12 protein-coding genes are annotated in these 15,236 nt (G+C 62.3%); 7 read left to right on the plus strand and 5 right to left on the minus strand.

All coding sequences use genetic code 11. The features are described 5' to 3' along the window. Positions 1-57: 57 nt before the first annotated feature. The 3 genes from E5K00_RS01635 to E5K00_RS01645 form a co-directional block, all read right to left on the minus strand. The gene (locus tag E5K00_RS01635; protein ID WP_135461022.1) at positions 58-1,731 is read right to left on the minus strand and encodes a T9SS type A sorting domain-containing protein; all 1,674 of its coding nucleotides are present in this window, start codon (positions 1,729-1,731) and stop codon (positions 58-60) included. A gap of 228 nt (positions 1,732-1,959) precedes the next feature. After that, positions 1,960-3,180, minus strand: a complete 1,221-nt coding sequence (locus E5K00_RS01640) for a tail fiber domain-containing protein (protein ID WP_167856710.1) — start codon at positions 3,178-3,180, stop codon at positions 1,960-1,962. Positions 3,181-3,338: 158 nt separating this feature from the next. Further along, positions 3,339-4,544 carry a PAS domain-containing sensor histidine kinase gene (locus tag E5K00_RS01645; RefSeq protein ID WP_135461026.1) on the minus strand — a complete coding sequence of 402 codons (1,206 nt, stop codon included), beginning with the start codon at positions 4,542-4,544 and terminating at the stop codon, positions 3,339-3,341. Positions 4,545-4,895: 351 nt separating this feature from the next. Here E5K00_RS01645 and E5K00_RS01650 point away from each other — a divergent pair, with 351 nt between their 5' ends. The 3 genes from E5K00_RS01650 to E5K00_RS01660 all read left to right on the plus strand — a co-directional run bounded on the left by E5K00_RS01650 (position 4,896) and on the right by E5K00_RS01660 (position 7,197). Beyond that, complete coding sequence (locus E5K00_RS01650) at positions 4,896-5,534, plus strand: GNAT family N-acetyltransferase (protein WP_135461028.1); 639 nt, start codon at positions 4,896-4,898, stop codon at positions 5,532-5,534. A 141-nt stretch (positions 5,535-5,675) separates the two neighbouring features. Then, on the plus strand, positions 5,676-6,458 hold the full coding sequence (locus tag E5K00_RS01655; RefSeq protein WP_135461030.1) for a hypothetical protein: 783 nt from the start codon (positions 5,676-5,678) through the stop codon (positions 6,456-6,458). A gap of 172 nt (positions 6,459-6,630) precedes the next feature. Further along, positions 6,631-7,197 carry a hypothetical protein gene (locus E5K00_RS01660; RefSeq protein ID WP_135461032.1) on the plus strand — a complete coding sequence of 189 codons (567 nt, stop codon included), beginning with the start codon at positions 6,631-6,633 and terminating at the stop codon, positions 7,195-7,197. Positions 7,198-7,390: 193 nt separating this feature from the next. On the opposite strand, the gene E5K00_RS01665 is transcribed toward E5K00_RS01660, so the two are convergent. After that, a complete protein-coding gene (locus E5K00_RS01665; RefSeq protein WP_135461034.1) occupies positions 7,391-8,035 on the minus strand; it encodes a hypothetical protein in 645 nt (214 codons plus the stop codon). A 228-nt stretch (positions 8,036-8,263) separates the two neighbouring features. On the opposite strand from E5K00_RS01665, the gene E5K00_RS01670 reads away from it, so the two are divergent. From E5K00_RS01670 to E5K00_RS01680, 3 genes are read left to right on the plus strand one after another with little or no spacing between them, the layout of a single operon-like run. Then, complete coding sequence (locus E5K00_RS01670) at positions 8,264-9,844, plus strand: class I SAM-dependent DNA methyltransferase (protein ID WP_135461036.1); 1,581 nt, start codon at positions 8,264-8,266, stop codon at positions 9,842-9,844. Between the two features lie 7 nt (positions 9,845-9,851). Further along, a complete protein-coding gene (locus tag E5K00_RS01675; protein ID WP_135461038.1) occupies positions 9,852-11,087 on the plus strand; it encodes a restriction endonuclease subunit S in 1,236 nt (411 codons plus the stop codon). Next, positions 11,087-11,689 carry a Fic/DOC family protein gene (locus tag E5K00_RS01680; RefSeq protein WP_135461040.1) on the plus strand — a complete coding sequence of 201 codons (603 nt, stop codon included), beginning with the start codon at positions 11,087-11,089 and terminating at the stop codon, positions 11,687-11,689. The genes E5K00_RS01675 and E5K00_RS01680 overlap by 1 nt, the downstream gene beginning before the upstream one ends. On the opposite strand, the gene E5K00_RS01685 is transcribed toward E5K00_RS01680, so the two are convergent. Next, complete coding sequence (locus E5K00_RS01685; RefSeq protein WP_135461042.1) at positions 11,655-11,846, minus strand: hypothetical protein; 192 nt, start codon at positions 11,844-11,846, stop codon at positions 11,655-11,657. The genes E5K00_RS01680 and E5K00_RS01685 overlap by 35 nt on opposite strands. A 198-nt stretch (positions 11,847-12,044) precedes the next feature. Between E5K00_RS01685 and E5K00_RS01690 the strand changes: the two genes are divergently transcribed. Further along, the gene (locus E5K00_RS01690; protein ID WP_135461043.1) at positions 12,045-15,131 is read left to right on the plus strand and encodes a type I restriction endonuclease subunit R; all 3,087 of its coding nucleotides are present in this window, start codon (positions 12,045-12,047) and stop codon (positions 15,129-15,131) included. Positions 15,132-15,236: the final 105 nt, after the last annotated feature.

Genomic DNA, 15,236 nt, shown 5'->3' on the forward strand with positions numbered 1-15,236 from the left:
GTTGAACGACCACCTCACTCATTCACTCATTCACTCATTCACCGCTTCACTCATTCACTACTCCACTACCAGCTTGCCGGTGCGGGGCTGGCCTTGGGCGTCGGTGGTGCGCAGGGTGTAGAGGCCTGGGGCGAGGCCCCGCACCGATACCCGGGCGGCGGCCGAGACGGTTGTTTCGCGGGCTACGCGGCCCCGCGCGTCGAACAGCTGCACGCGGGTGCCGGCGAGCAAGCCGGGCAGGCTCACCTCGGCGGCCGCCGGATTGGGGAACAGGCCCAGCGCCTGGGGGCGGGCCGGGGCCGTGGTCAGGGTCGGGTCGCCGAGGCGGGCCAGGAAGTTGCCGGTAGCAGCACTGCCGCTGCTGACTGTCCGGTTGTCGAAAGCGCAGGTGCCCGAGAACGTGCCGAACGCATAGTAGTAGGGCGAGCCAACGCCCACGTAGTAGCCCACGTCGGAGCCCGGGCCGCCGGCCTGCTGCACCCAGTCGAGCTGCCCGTCGGGGCGGTAGGCGGCCACGGCCACGTCGTTGCCGCCGGCGCTGGTCAGCGTCAGGGAGCCGTAGCGGGCCCCCGTGTTGAAGTAGCCCGCCACGTGGGGCTTGCCGCCCGGGTCGAGGCTGAGGCCGCCCCAGCCGTCGGAGCCGGGCCCGCCGCTGGCCGCCACCCAGCTCAGCGCCCCCAGGGGTGAATATTTAGCCAGGTAGCCATCCAGGCCGCCGGCGCCGGGCAGGGCGATGGTGCCAAAGGTGGTGGGCCCAGCAAAGGAGCCGGCCAGGTAGAGGTTGCCATCGGCGTCGGCCTGCACATCGTTTACCCGCTCGTCGCTCGGGCCGCCTTCCTGCCGCACCCAGGCGGCCTGGCCCTGCGGGTCGTAGCCGATGAGTAGCAGGTCATTGTTGCCGCGCGGGGTGTAGGCCGGGCTGCCGCTTGCCTGAATGGGCACGGTAAAGCTCGTGACGACGTACACGTCGCCGCGCGCGGCCACGGCCAGGCGGGGCGGCTGGTAGGTGGTCGGGCCCGAGGGCGGCTGGTAGTCGAAGGCCGGGGTGAGGCGGCGGGCCTCGCCGGTGGCGGCGCGCAGCTGGAGCAGGAAGGCGCCAAACCCGGTGGGGGTGCTGAGGCCCACGACCGGCGTACCAAAGCTCATCGAGCTGGTGTAGAGGCCGGTGGCGTAGACGTTGCCCAGCGCATCTGTTCCGATGGAGGCGGCGCTGACCCCGGTGCTGGCGGCGGGCGAGCTCTGCGCGGCCCACTGGGGCACCCCCTGGGGCGACACCCGAACCACGAAGACTTTCGAGGCGGTGTTGATACTGGTGAGCTGTAGGCCGTTGGTGGTCAGGGGTATGGGGCCGGTAAAGGTGCCGGTCACGTAGGCATTGCCGGCCGCGTCGAGGGCCACGTCGGTAGCCAGCTCGTTGCTGGCCGTGCTGAAGGAGAACACCCAGGCCACCGTGCCGGTGGGGGTGTATTTCACCAGGTACCCGTCGCTGAGGCCCCGGCTGACGAGGGTGGTGGTGCCGATGGTGATGCTGCCCGTGAAGCTGCCGGCCGCGTAGGTGTTGCCGGCCGCATCGGAGGCCAGGGCCCCGGCGGCGGTGGGCGCAAAGCCGGGCGCGTAGGCATTAAGCCAGGTGGGCGGGTTGATCTGGGCCTGGGCCGCGGGCAGGGAGTAGGCAAAGGCCGCCAGCACGAAGGCCGCGCGGCGCAAAGAATCAGGGGTAGAAATAGGCATTGCCAAAGATTGCCAAAGAAGCCTAGCCGCGCAAACGGCCGCGCCGGCGGCAAAGGACTCCCGCACCCGAAGGAGGTGTTTCTTACTACCGCAAAGCCCTTCACCACCGGAGCAGCAAAGGGCTTTGTCACGCTGGCACAAGCAGCAGTGGGGTATGCGAGCAAGGTCCGTCGCCCAGCTCAGAATGACAGACGAAAAAACTACACCCTCATTCACTCATTCACCCATTCACTCATTCACTCTACGGCGCAGCAGCATGCCCAGCCCGCCGCCGGCCAGCAGCACGGCGGCGGCCAGGGGCAGGCCGGCGGTAGCAGATGGCCCGGGGGCGGGGACCGTAGCGGCGGCCAGCGCCCGGCGCTCCAGGGCGTCGAGGCGGGTTTTGAGGGCGGCATTTTCGGCTTGCAGGGCGGCCAGCTGCCGGGCCTGCGCGGTGGTGCGGGCGTCGAGGGCCTGCACGCCGGCCAGGGCCACGCCGTCGGCATCCACGGTGCTGATGCTGATGCTGTCGGGGCCCAGGCCGAAGGCCCGGCGGAAGTCCTGGGCTATGGGGCCCAGGTGGCGCACGGTGGCCGGGTCGGCCTTGTAGCTCCAGCGCGTGATGGGCACCTGGCGCAGGCGGCGGAGCACGTCTTCGCCCGCAACGACTTCAAACCGGTGCTTCTTGCGGCGGTCGGAGGTGTTGGTCCAGGTGCCGCCGGTGCTCAGGTAGGCCCCGGTGGAGGTGGAAATTACCGCATTCGACTGCCCCCAGTTGCTGGTTACGCTGCCCGACTGGAAGGTAACGCCAGTGGTCAGGTTGCTGCTGGTGAAGACGCGGAAGCCGCCCGTCACGCGCCAGTTGGCCGAGTGGTTCACGCCCGCCCGGAAAGCATTATTGTTCGCGCCGCTGTTGTCGTGCGTTACGGAACGGTCGGCGAAAACAAAGGAGCCCTGCCGGGCGTTGGTGTGCGCGTCGTAGCCCAGGGCCACCGAGGCCGCGCCGGAGGCAATGGAGTATTCGCCCACGGCAAAGGCGTTGATTTGGGCGGCCGTCACGTCCTTGCCGAAAGCAGCGGTGTAGTCGCCGCTGGCCCGGCAGTTGTAGCCGGCGGCGGTAGAGTAGTTGCCGATGTTGGCCGCGTCCCACTGGGTGCCGTTGATGGAGCCGGCCCGGAAAGCGGCCTTTTCGGGGTACCACACCAGGCGGGTGCCACTGCCTTCGGCCGGCACGTACTGGCCGAAGGCGTCGCCGTCGTAGTCGCCGCCCAGGAGCAGGCCCCCGGTCGAGAAGACGGTGAGGCGGGCGGCGCTGGGGTTGCGCTTGCGCACCACCAGCAGGGTATCGGGGCCCTGGGCCGAGGCGGCCAGGGGCGGCAGCAGGGCCAGGGCCAGGGCCAACAGGCCGGCCGCCCGGCGCAGAAGAGCGGAGAAGTTGTCCATGAGAATCAGGGAGGGTAAACGGTGCAAAGTCCTGGTAAAGGTAGTTATATAGCTAAAACCAAATGAACGGCCGGCGGCCGGGCGCTGACTTGGCCGGCGGGCATACAAAAAGCCCCGCCGGGGCGGGGCTTCAACACGCCCCCTGGAAAGCCGCCGGGGCGGCGGCCCCTGCCCGGGCGGGGTGCCTAGCTCAGATCAATGAAGAAGGTGGTGCCTTTATTCTCGCGGCTCTCCAGCCAGATCCTGCCCTCGTGCAGCTCCACGATCTGCTTGGTGATGAACAGGCCCAGGCCGGTGGTGGTGTCGCCGTAGAGGCCGGGGCGCTGGGCCGCGCCGAACTTGTCGAAGACGTGGGGCTGCAGGGCTTCGGGAATGCCCAGGCCGGTATCGTGGACGATGAGGCGGATGTGGCCCGCGTGCTTTTCCAGGCGCACCGACACCCGGCCGCCGCTGGGCGTAAACTTCAGGGCGTTGCTGAGCAGGTTGTCCAGGATGCGGCCCAGCTTGTCGGGGTGAATGTCGGCGTGCTCGGCCTGGGGCGGCAGGGTGAGCACCAGCTCGATGCCGCGCTCCTGGGCGGCCAGGCGGAAGGTTGCCAGGCGCTCGTCGAGGAAGGCGTTGAGGTTGGTGTGGTGCTTTTCCTGGCGCGTCGATTCGAGCTGGCCCAGGTAGAGCACGTCGTTGAGCAGGGCGTGGGCCTGGCCGCAGGAGTGGCCGATCAGGTTGAGGAAAGTGGCGACGCCCTCGGGGTTGCTGGCCGAGCGCAGGGCCAGCAGCTCCTCGTCGCGCCGCAGCAGCTCCATCACCATCTGGATGTGGGCCACGGGGCTGCGCAAATCGTGGGCTATCAGGTGCAGCACCGTTTCCTGCGCATCGTAGAGCCGCTTGTGGGATATTTCGAGCTTCTTCCGGTCGCTGATGTCCTCCAGGGTGGTGTAGCCCAGGTCGCCGCCGTTGTCCTGAAAGAGCACGGCCGTGACCTGGCACCAGAACGACGAGCCGTCGGGGCGGCGCAGGCAGGTTTCGAGCGAGAAGCTGCGCAGCTTGTGGGCCCACAGGCGGGTTTGCAGCTCGTGCCAGTCGGCGTTGTGGTCGGGGTGGGCAAACTCCAGGATGCGCTTGCCCACTAGGTCATCGGGGCCGGCCAGGTCGAGCATCTCCACCAGGGCCGGGTTAACCTGCAGAATGGTCAGGTCGGGGGCAATGATTTTGTGGCCCAGGGGCGAGTTCTCGAACACGGTGCGGAAGCGGGCCTGGCTGAGCTGATACTCGGCGTCGAGGCTCTGCTGCCGGGCGGCTACCTCCCGCAGCCGGGCGTTTTCCTCGCGCAGCGCCCGGAGCTCGGCTTCCGGGTCGTGGGCAGGGGACAGGGAGCAGGGAGCAGAGGCCATAGAGCAGGGGCGCGGCAGCGGAGCCGGCTGGTAAGGTAGCGGAATGTTCGGTGGTAATGGCTTGGGGGTGCCTCACGGGCGCCTCACCCCCCGGCCCCCTCTCCGAAAAAGGAGAGGGGGAGCCGGACGAAGGGGGTGCTTCACTCTTCGGACGGGCGCCTCACCCCCCGGCCCCCTCTCCGGAAGAGAGGGGGAGCCAGACGAAGGGGGTGAGATGGTTCGGCGGGACGTTCTCTTTGCGGTGGTATCTTCCGGCCTTCTTTCCAGCTTCCTTCCGACTTCTTCCCGGCTATCTTCCGGCTTCTTTTTGGCTTTCTTCCGCCCTTCTTCGCACCGCTGACTGCTGCCGTTATGCATCTTGACCTGAACTTACTGGAGCGTTGGCTGACGGGGTGGAGCCTGGCCCGGGGTGTGGCGCTGCCCCGGGCCGGCGGGGGCGGGTTGGTGGTGGAGGTGGGCTGGCCGGGGCAGGTGCGGCGGCATGTGTTCGTGGAGGCCGGCCCGGCGCTGCGCGCCTGCGCGGCCCGCATCCGGGAGCCGTTGGTGTACCTGAAAGCAGCCGTGGGTCCCGACGAGCTGCGGCGGGCGCTGCCGGCGGCCTGGCAGATCGAGGAGGCCCGTTACCTGATGTACTGCCCCGGCCCGATGGCGGCCCCCGCCGGGGAGCTGCCCGCCGGGTACGCGGTGCAGCTCGGCGTCGAGCACGGGGCCTCGGTGCTGTGCCTGGTGGATGCGGCCGGGCAGACCGCCGCCACGGGCCGGGTGGTGGTGCACCGGGGCACGGCAGTGTTCGACCGGATTGAAACGATGGAAGGATACCGCCGCCGGGGGCTGGGCTCGGCCGTGATGCACGCCCTGGATCAGCTGGCGCGGCAGGCCGGCGCCACCGAGCGCCTGCTCGTGGCCACCGAGCAGGGCCGGGCGCTGTACCAGCGCCTGGGCTGGCGGGTGGTAGCGCCCTACTCGACGGCCGTGCTGGCGGCCCTGTAAGGGCCCGGGCCGCCGGGGCCGGCCCACCGCGAGGAGCCGCCGGGCGGTCCGGGGCTTGCTGGCCCGGGGGAATTGCCGACTTTCGCGCCGTACTTCCGGCAGCTGCCCGCGTGGGGTGGCCGCCGCCTTAGCCTTGCGCCGATGAAACGTCTGCTTTGCCTTGTGTTGCTGCTGTTGCCGGGCCCGGCCCTGTATGCCAAAACCCCGGCTGCCCTGGAGCAGGACCTGGTGCGGCAGGCGAAGCGCATCAGCTACTGGGCCGACTACGCCGATGACGCCCCCGGCCTGAACCCGGCCGACTCGCTGGCCCGGGCCAACGCCGGGCTGCGCCGCCTACTGCTGGCCTACACCGCCGCCGAGCCCGCCACGCTCACCTACGCCTTTGCCCGGCTGCGGCAGGAGCACGTCACCATCGCCACGTCTGCGGACGGGCGGCTGCGCATCTACTCCTGGGACACGCGGCAGGGCGGCACCATGCGCTTCTTCGCCAACGTGTTTCAGTACCGGGCCGGGGGCGGGGTGGTGCGCAGCCGGGCCCTGCCCCGCCCGGCCACCGACGCGGGCCAGGAGTACATTGATATCTTCGCCGTGCCGCGCGGCACCCAGACCTGCTACCTGGCCTACAGCCAGGCCGTGTACTCCAGCCACGACTGCTACCAGCAGGTGAAGGGCTTTGCCCTCGAAAGCGGCCGCCTCAACCCCGATGCCCGGCTGATCCGGACCGGCTCGGGGCTGCGCAACACCCTGGGCTTTGCCTTCGACTTCTTCTCGGTGGCCGGCCGCCCCGAGCGGCCCGTGCGCCTGATCGGCTACGACCCCAAAACCCGGGTGCTGACCCTGCCGGTGGTGTGGGCCGATGGCCGGGTGACGGAGAAGAAGATTCGGTATGTGTTTGACGGGGTGGTGTTTGGGAAGGCGAAGTAGGGAGCGGGCCGGAAGCCCGGGACCGGCTTTGGTCCTGCTATTGCGGGCGTAGGTACCGGGCATAGGCGGAAAAGTGTAACGGGCCGGGGGCGGGTAGTGGTGGGTGTTGCTAAGCTGTTAGCTTTGAGAAGGTTTACTCTTTTATTCACCCTCTTTATCACTAACAAGCCACATGGCACGCGTTAACAACAACATCATTACCCAGGGCCTGAGCGGCACGCTGGGCGGCACCCTGGTTTTCCGGCAGTCGGGAAACCGCACCATCGTTTCGACGGCCCCGCGGGAAACGGACCGGGAGCCCTCGGCCAAGCAGCTGGCTCACCAGCAACGGTTTCAGGAAGCGGCCCTGTATGCCAAAGCCCAGTTGGCTACGCCCGAGGGCAAGGCCGAGTATGAGGCCGCCCGCGACGAAAACAACAACAGCGCCTACGCCATTGCCGTGGCCGACTTCATGCAGGCGCCCGACATCCGGGAGCTGGACCTGAGCAATTACACCGGCAAAGTGGGGGACACCATCCGGGCCCGGGTGACGGACAACTTCAAGGTGGTGGGCGTGACGGTGCGGATCGAAAACAGCGACGGTAGCCTGGTGGAGGAAGGCCCGGCCATGCAGCAGCCCAACGCGGTTGATTGGGTATTCACGGCCAAGAAAGCCAATACCAGCCTGGACGGCGACAAAATCACCTTCCGCGCCATCGACAAGCCCGGCAACCCAACTACGGTAAGCAAGACGCTGTAAGGGAATATCTTGGCTTTGTGCAATTTTCGGCAACTAATCGGCTGAATAGGCTCCGTATAGCTTCCGTATAGGCACTGTATAGGCACCCTTTACCCAGCATAAGCGCCGCATCCGGCAGAAATGCTAAAATGAACAACGGCCGCCCCGGATTCCGGGGCGGCCGTTTGGGTTATGCCGCAGAGAAGCTGGCGTATTATTCGGCGGGAGGGGGAGCAGGCCAGTCGAACTGGTCGATGAGCAGCAGGCTCAGCTCCTGGTAGGCTTCGTGCAGGGGGAGGCTCAGGGCGCCGTGGGTGTGCAGGAAGCCGACGAACATGTAGAGCCAGTGGTGAGCGGGGTAGGAGTAGGCTTTGGTGAACAGGCTTTCCGCCTCCAGGCGCAGCTGCTCGACGTGGGCAATGGGCCGGCTGGTTTCGGTGCAGCGCAGGGCCTCCTGCATGATTTGCCAGAGGGCCTGGCACTGGGGCACGCTCAAGGGCTCCTCGGCGCTGAGCGAGTAGCGGGGCTGGGCCTCGCGCAATTCGCCCAGGGGCACCTGCGTAAACCGCAGGACGCTGCCGTGGTGCTTCAGGGCCTCTACCCAGTTCATGAAGTGGGGAAGGGCAGTAGCGAAGCTAGTCGCGAAATGGGAGTCCTGACGGTGGAAGACGGAGGGCGAACAGGTTATCAGGTAGATAGATTCGGCTTCTATTTCTTCGATGGTGAAGTGGCAAAAGGTGTCAATCTGCAGGTAGAACTGACACATCTGGGGGCGGGTGTCGATGACGAAGACCAGGGAGGCTAAGCCGGCCTCGCGCACGAGCTGGAAGAAGAGCTGGGTTTCACTGAGGAAGAGCATAACTAGATTAAGCGAGGGGCTGTGTGTGATAAGGACACGTAGGTAGCCCTCTTGTAGGTAAATAATTGGGTGTCCAATAACGCATAATCAGAATATAATACCCCACAGAATTGTACGCATTGTAAGGTGTGTAAGCTTCGTAAGAGTTGTAAGCATTGCGTAGCTTGCGAGGCCGGACGCTATGCCTATAGCGGCCGGCTTCGTGTTTTTGCCTGCTTTTGCCCTTTCATGACTGATACTCAACTCGAAAAGACCCTGTGGAGCACGGCCGATAAGCTGCGGGCCAATATGGACGCGGCCGAATACAAGCACGTGGTGCTGGGCCTGATTTTCCTGAAATATATTTCCGACGCCTTCGAGGCCCGGCATCAGCAGCTCGACCAGGAGTTGAGCGACCCGTCCAGCGACTACTACGTGGCCGAGCCCGCTGCCCGCTACAATACCCTGGAGGACCGCGACGAGTACACCGCCGAAAACGTGTACTACGTTCCCCCAAGTGCCCGGTGGAAGCACCTGCAAAGCCACGCCAAGCTGCCCACCATCGGGACGGAGCTGGACGAGGCGATGGAGGCCATTGAGCGCGACAACCCCCGCCTGAAAGGCGTGCTGCCCAAGATTTACGGGCGGCCCACGCTGGACAAGATGCGCCTGGGCCAACTGATTGACCTGATCGGGACCATCGGGATGGGCGGCAGCGGGCACATGAGCAAGGACTTGCTGGGCCGGGTGTATGAGTACTTCCTGGGCCAGTTTGCCGATGCCGAGGGCAAGAAGGGCGGGCAGTTCTACACCCCGGGCAGCATCGTGCGGCTGATGGTGGAAATGCTGGAACCTTACCAGGGCCGCATCTACGACGGAGCCTGCGGGAGTGGGGGCATGTTTGTGCAGAGCGACAAGTTTATTGAGGAGCACCGGGGCCGCAAGGACGCTATTTCGGTGTTTGGGCAGGAAAGCAACCCCACTACTCACCGGCTGGCCCGCATGAACCTGGCCATCCGAGGCATTGAAGCTACCATTGAACTGGGCGATACGCTGCTGCACGATGCCTTCCCCGATCTGAAGGCTGATTTCGTGCTGGCTAACCCGCCGTTTAATATCTCGGACTGGAACGGGGAGCAGCTGCGCGACGACCGGCGCTGGAAATACGGGGTGCCGCCCCTGGGCAACGCCAACTTTGCCTGGCTCCAGCACTTCGTGCACAAGCTCTCGCCTAAGGGGCGGGGCGGTATCGTGCTGGCTAATGGCTCGATGACCAGCGCCTCGGGCGGGGAAGACGCCATGCGCCGGGAACTGGTGCAGGCCAACTTAGTAGACTGCATGGTGGCTTTGCCTACCCAGCTGTTTTTTAACACCCAGATTCCGGCCTGCATCTGGTTTTTGGCCCGGGACCGGGCCAGCAACCCCCAGCGCGACCGGAGCAAGGAAATCCTGTTCATCGATGCCCGGCAGCTGGGCACCATGATTAGCCGCCGCAACCGGGAGCTAACCGAGACTGACATTCGCCGCGTGGCCGATGTGTATCACAACTGGCGCTGCCAGAGCGCCAGTGTGGGGCCAAATGGCGAGCCGCCGGTTACTTACTTGGATGAGCCCGGCTTCTGCCGCGCCGCTTCAATTGAAGAAGTAGAAGCTCATGGCTTCGTGCTGACACCGGGGCGGTATGTGGGGACGGAGGATGTGGAGGAGAACGAAGAATATGAAGAGTTGCTCCAAGAATTGGGTGCTGAATTAGCAACACAGCTTGCTGAGTCTGCTCAGCTAGAGGACAAAATTCGTCAGAGCCTTCTAAGTGTAGGAATCACAATCTAGCAGTGCAATGATGAACAGTTGGCGAAATGTTAAGCTAGGTGATATAGCACGCTTGATAAAAGACGGCTATACTCCCGAACCTGATGATGACACTCCCTATATAGGACTTGAGCATATAGAGCAGCAGACCTTACGGCTTATAAGCTGTGGTATAGCTTCGGATGTAACTAGTACAAAGGCCCAATTCAAAACCGGTGATATTCTCTTTGGGAAGCTAAGGCCATACTTTAGAAAGGTTTACCGGCCTAAGTTTGATGGAATATGCTCTACTGATATTTGGGTAATTAGAGCAAGGACAGGAGTAGATCAAGGCTTCTTGTTCTATTTACTAGCTAGTTACGAGTTCGTTGATATGACAGCAGCAGGGTCATCTGGAACACGTATGCCCCGTGCTGATTGGAAGTATCTTAGTAATTCCGAATGGCGCTGGAAACTTCCTCCGCTTCCCGAGCAACAGCAGATAGCAGCCATTCTTTCCAGCCTCGACGACAAAATCGAGTTGAACCGGCGTATGAACCAGACGCTGGAGCAACTGGCGCAAACCCTGTTTCGGCAGTGGTTCGTGGCTTTTGATTTTTCGAATGCCGAGGGGCAGCCTTACCGCAGCAGTGGCGGGGAGATGGTTGAGTCGGAGTTGGGTGAGATTCCGCAGGGGTGGCGGGTCGGCTCTTTGGATACTATCGCTACCTACCTGAATGGGCTTGCTCTACAGAAGTTTCCTGCTGATGGTCCAGACTCTCTGCCTGTAATTAAGATTCGGGAGATGCGGCAAGGTATTACAGATGCTACCGATAGAGCTAGCCGTGCTGTTGGAGAGAAATATATTATCCAAGATGGAGATATACTTTTTTCCTGGTCGGGTACTTTGGATGTTGTAATGTGGAGTGGAGGTGAGGGTGCTTTAAATCAACATCTTTTTAAAGTTTCATCTTCAGCTTACCCCAAATGGTTCTTCTATTTGTGGACCTTGTTTCACTTAGAGCAATTTAAGCAGATAGCTAAAGATAAGGCCACGACAATGGGTCATATTCAGCGGCGGCATCTCACAGAAGCGATAGTTACTATTCCGAATGAATTTCAGCTAGAGACTATGAGCTTGGTACTTGAGCCTATTCTGAGCAGAATTCTTAACAATATGCTCGAATCCCGCACCCTGGCCACGCTGCGCGACACGCTACTGCCGCAGCTGCTGAGCGGGCGGCTCACGGTGCGGCAGGGCGAGGAGCTGGCAGCGCAGAGCTGATGAAGTACCAGGCCGCCGATGGGGAAGGGGAGGTGCTGCCCAACCGGCTGGGGCTGACCGAGCGGGCGGCGGTGGAGCAGGCCGAAACCCAGGGGTTTCTGCTGGCCGAGCAGGAGCTGCTGGAGGAGCTGCGGGAAGACCAGGTATTCGACGCGGCCTACCTCCAGGAGCTTCACCGCCGGGCCCTAGGGGAAGTGTACGAGTTTGCGGGGCGCTACCGCAGCGTGAACATGTCGAAAGGCGGCTTCACGTTTCCGGCGGCCCTGCACCTGCCCCAGAGTATGGCGGCATTCGAGCGGGAAATGCTGCTGCCGCTGCCGCACGCGTGGCCTACCACCGCCGACCTGGTGCGCGACGTGGCCCGGGTACACGCTGAACTGCTGTTCATTCACCCGTTTCGGGAGGGCAACGGCCGCACGGCCCGGGTGCTGGCCAACCTGATGGCCTACAAAAACGGCTCGACCAGCTTTCAGTGGGAGAAGCTGGCCGAGCCGGAACAGTTTGCGCTGTATGTGCGGGCCGTGCAAGCCGCCGGGCGGCAGGTTGACTACGGGCCGATGGAGGCGGTTATTCGGAGCGTTTTGCCTTCGGAGCTGGCGTAGCGCACTTGCTGATGAATTGTTGCAGCTGGTCGGTGTTGGCCTGGATGCCTTCCACCCTGGCCGAGCCTACCGCGTTGCGCACCAGCATCTGCTGCCGCTCGGCGCTGTCGCGCAGGTGGGGAAACCGGTCTACGATTCGCTTGGCGTTTGCTTTCATGGGGAGGAACATTTTACCTTTCTACGACAAAGTAACCAGAATAATCATTCCCCGCTGTTATTCCCGCTTGTCTGCTTCCAGATCTATTATCACTCCAGGGTGTGGATGGGCAATGAGCAAAAAGAACGTCATGTCGAACGCAGTGAGACATGACGGACGTGTTTTAAGCAGTTATTGTCTACTCCCCCGCGTGCCCCGATGACCGAAGACGATATAGAGCAACTTGCGCTGGAATTTCTAGCGGCCCAGCAATACCAAACTGTATACGGCCCTACTTTGGGCCCACCCGATAGCAACCACGGCGGCGAGGAACGGCAGCACTACGACGACGTAGTACTAGCCGGCAGGCTGCGCGACTTCCTGGACCGTCACAACCGCCACCTGCCGGCCGACGCCCGCCAGGATGCCCTGCGGCAGGTGCTGCGCGTGGGCGAAGGGCTGACCCCGCTGGCTGCCAACGAGGCATTCCATACCCTGCTCACCGAGGGCGTGCCTGTGGAGTACCGCGACCCGGCCAGCGGGGAAGTGCGCGGCGACCGGGTGTGGCTGATCGACTGGGACCGACCCGAGCAAAATCAGTTTCTGGCGGTCAATCAGCTTACCATCATAGAGGACGGGCAGAATAAGCGGCCCGACATGGTGCTGTTCGTGAATGGGATGCCGCTGGTGGTGCTGGAACTGAAGAACGCTGCCAATGCCAAGGCTACCTGCAAGCAGGCTTTTCAGCAGCTACAAACCTATAAGAAGGCTATTCCGGGGCTGTTTGTGTACAACGCCCTATTGGTCGTGTCAGATGGCTTCGAGGCCAAGGCCGGCACGGTGTCGTCGGACTGGTCGCGCTTCTCGGCCTGGAAAGCCCGCGACGAGTACGGTTTGGCCCCGACCAATGAGTCGCAGCTGGAAACGCTGTGTGCTGGCCTGCTCCCGCCCGCCCACCTGCTCGACGTGCTGCGTCACTTTCTGGTATTCGAGCACGCCCGCAACGGCACGATTAAGAAGCTGGCGGCCTACCACCAGTTCTTTGCCGTGCGCAAGGCTGTGACGGCCACCCAGAAAGCCGCCAGCGTGCGTGGTGACAAGCGCGCTGGGGTAGTGTGGCACACCCAGGGCTCGGGCAAGAGCCTGAGCATGGTATTCTACGCCGGCAAGCTTGTAGTGAGTGAAGAGCTGGGTAACCCCACGCTGGTAATTCTTACGGACCGCAACGACCTTGACCAGCAGCTTTACCAGACCTTTACCGACTGCCGCGCCCTGATGCGGCAGGTGCCCGAGCAGGCGGAAGACCGCGAAGATCTACGCCGCAAGCTGAGCGTAGCGGCCGGCGGGGTGGTATTCACTACTATTCAGAAGTTTCTGCCCGAAGAGAAGGGAACCCGCTACCCGGAGCTAAGTGCCCGGCGCAACATCGTCGTCATTGCCGACGAGGCCCACCGCAGCCAGTACGACTTTATCGACGGCTTTGCCCGCCACCTGCGCGACGCTCTGCCCAATGCTACCTATATCGGCTTCACTGGTACGCCCGTCGAAAGCACTGACCGTAATACCCAGGCGGTATTCGGCGACTACATCGACGTGTACGACATTCAGCAGGCGGTGGAAGATGGGGCTACGGTGCGCATCTACTATGAAAACCGACTGGTTAAAATCAACCTGAAAGCGGGGGAGGAAGATTTAGTAGATACTGCCTTTGAGGAGTTAACTGAAAGTGAAGAGTTAACGGCTAAGCAGCAGCTTAAGGCCCGCTGGGCGCGGGTGGAAGCTCTGGTCGGCAGCGACGACCGGGTGCGCCGTATTGCTCAGGACATCGTGCAGCACTTTGAGGCCCGCACCGCCGTGTTGGCGGGCAAGGGTATGATTGTGTGCATGAGTCGCCGTATCTGTGCGGCTCTGTACGCTGAAATCGTGAAGCTGCGCCCCGAATGGCATTCGGCCAATGACAAGCAGGGCAAGCTAAAAGTGGTCATGACTGGTTCCAGCTCCGATGCGGAGCACTTGCAGCCCCATATCCGCAACAAAGCAGCCCGTACGGCTCTGGCCGACCGGATGAAAGACCCCCAGGACGAGTTGCAGCTCGTTATCGTGCGCGACATGTGGCTCACTGGCTTCGACGCGCCCAGCCTGCATACACTGTATGTCGATAAGCCTATGAAGGGCCACAACCTGATGCAGGCTATTGCCCGCGTCAACCGGGTATTTCCGGGCAAGGACGGGGGGCTGGTAGTAGACTATCTGGGTATTGCCACCGATTTGAAACGGGCCCTAGCTACTTACACCGAAAGCGGGGGAAAGGGCAAGCCTACCCTCGATCAGGCCGAAGCAGTAGCCGCTACCCTAAGTTTCCACGAAGCTGTAGTGTCGTTGCTGCACGGTTGTAACTACGGGGGGTATTACTCCCTGACAACGAAGCAGAAGCTGGCCGGCATTATCGACTTGGCCGACTGCGTGCTGGCTTTGCCTGACAATGGCCGACAGCGTTTCTTGGACCAGACGTTAGGTCTGCTTAAAACCTTCGCTATTGCCGTACCGCACCCTACTGTATTAGCACTTAGTGACGATGTGGCCTTGTTCCAGGCCGTGCGGGCCCGACTGCTAAAGCTGGAAGAAGGCAGCAAGCCGGCAGGTAAATCGGATGAAGAAGTGGATACAGCCATTCGCCAAATCGTGTCCGATGCTGTCGTAGCAGGCGACGTGGTAGATATCTTCGCCGAAGCCGGCCTGCGCAAGCCCGATATTTCTATTCTATCAGATGAATTTCTTGCCGAAGTGCGGGGGTTGAAGCAGAAGAATATTGCCCTAGAGTTGTTGAAGAAGCTGCTAGTCGAGGATATCAAAAGCCGAGCACGTAGTAACGTTGTACAAAGCCGCAAGTTCTCGGAGATGCTCGATGCGGCGGTGAAGAAATACCAGAACAACGTCATCACAGCCGCACAGATAATTGATGAGTTAATTAAGCTGGCCAAAGACCTTAAGGAGCAAGATGCCCGGGGTGACAAGTTCAACTTGAACAAGGATGAATTAGCATTCTATGATGCTTTAGGAGCTAGTGAAAGTGCTGTTGAGGTGATGGGTGATGATAAGCTACGCATTATTGCCCGCGAACTGGTCGATATCGTGCGCAAAAACACCAGCATCGACTGGACGCTGAAGGAAAGTGTGCAGGCTAATCTGCGTCGGCTTGTCAAGCGCATATTGAATAAGTACGGTTACCCACCGGATTTACAAGCTAGGGCTGTGGAAACGGTGTTAGAACAAGCGAAACGGTTGGCCGTGTCGAGTAATATCTAGCTAAGGCCTACTGATTTTTGTTGGTGTTTACTTAAAAGTAATTGCCTCTTGTAGGTAATAGCAGACTTGACTCAGAATGCGCTGCATCTCGTTGCAGGGAGGGTC

Source organism: Hymenobacter aquaticus (assembly GCF_004765605.1).
In the GTDB taxonomy this organism is placed as follows: domain Bacteria; phylum Bacteroidota; class Bacteroidia; order Cytophagales; family Hymenobacteraceae; genus Hymenobacter; species Hymenobacter aquaticus.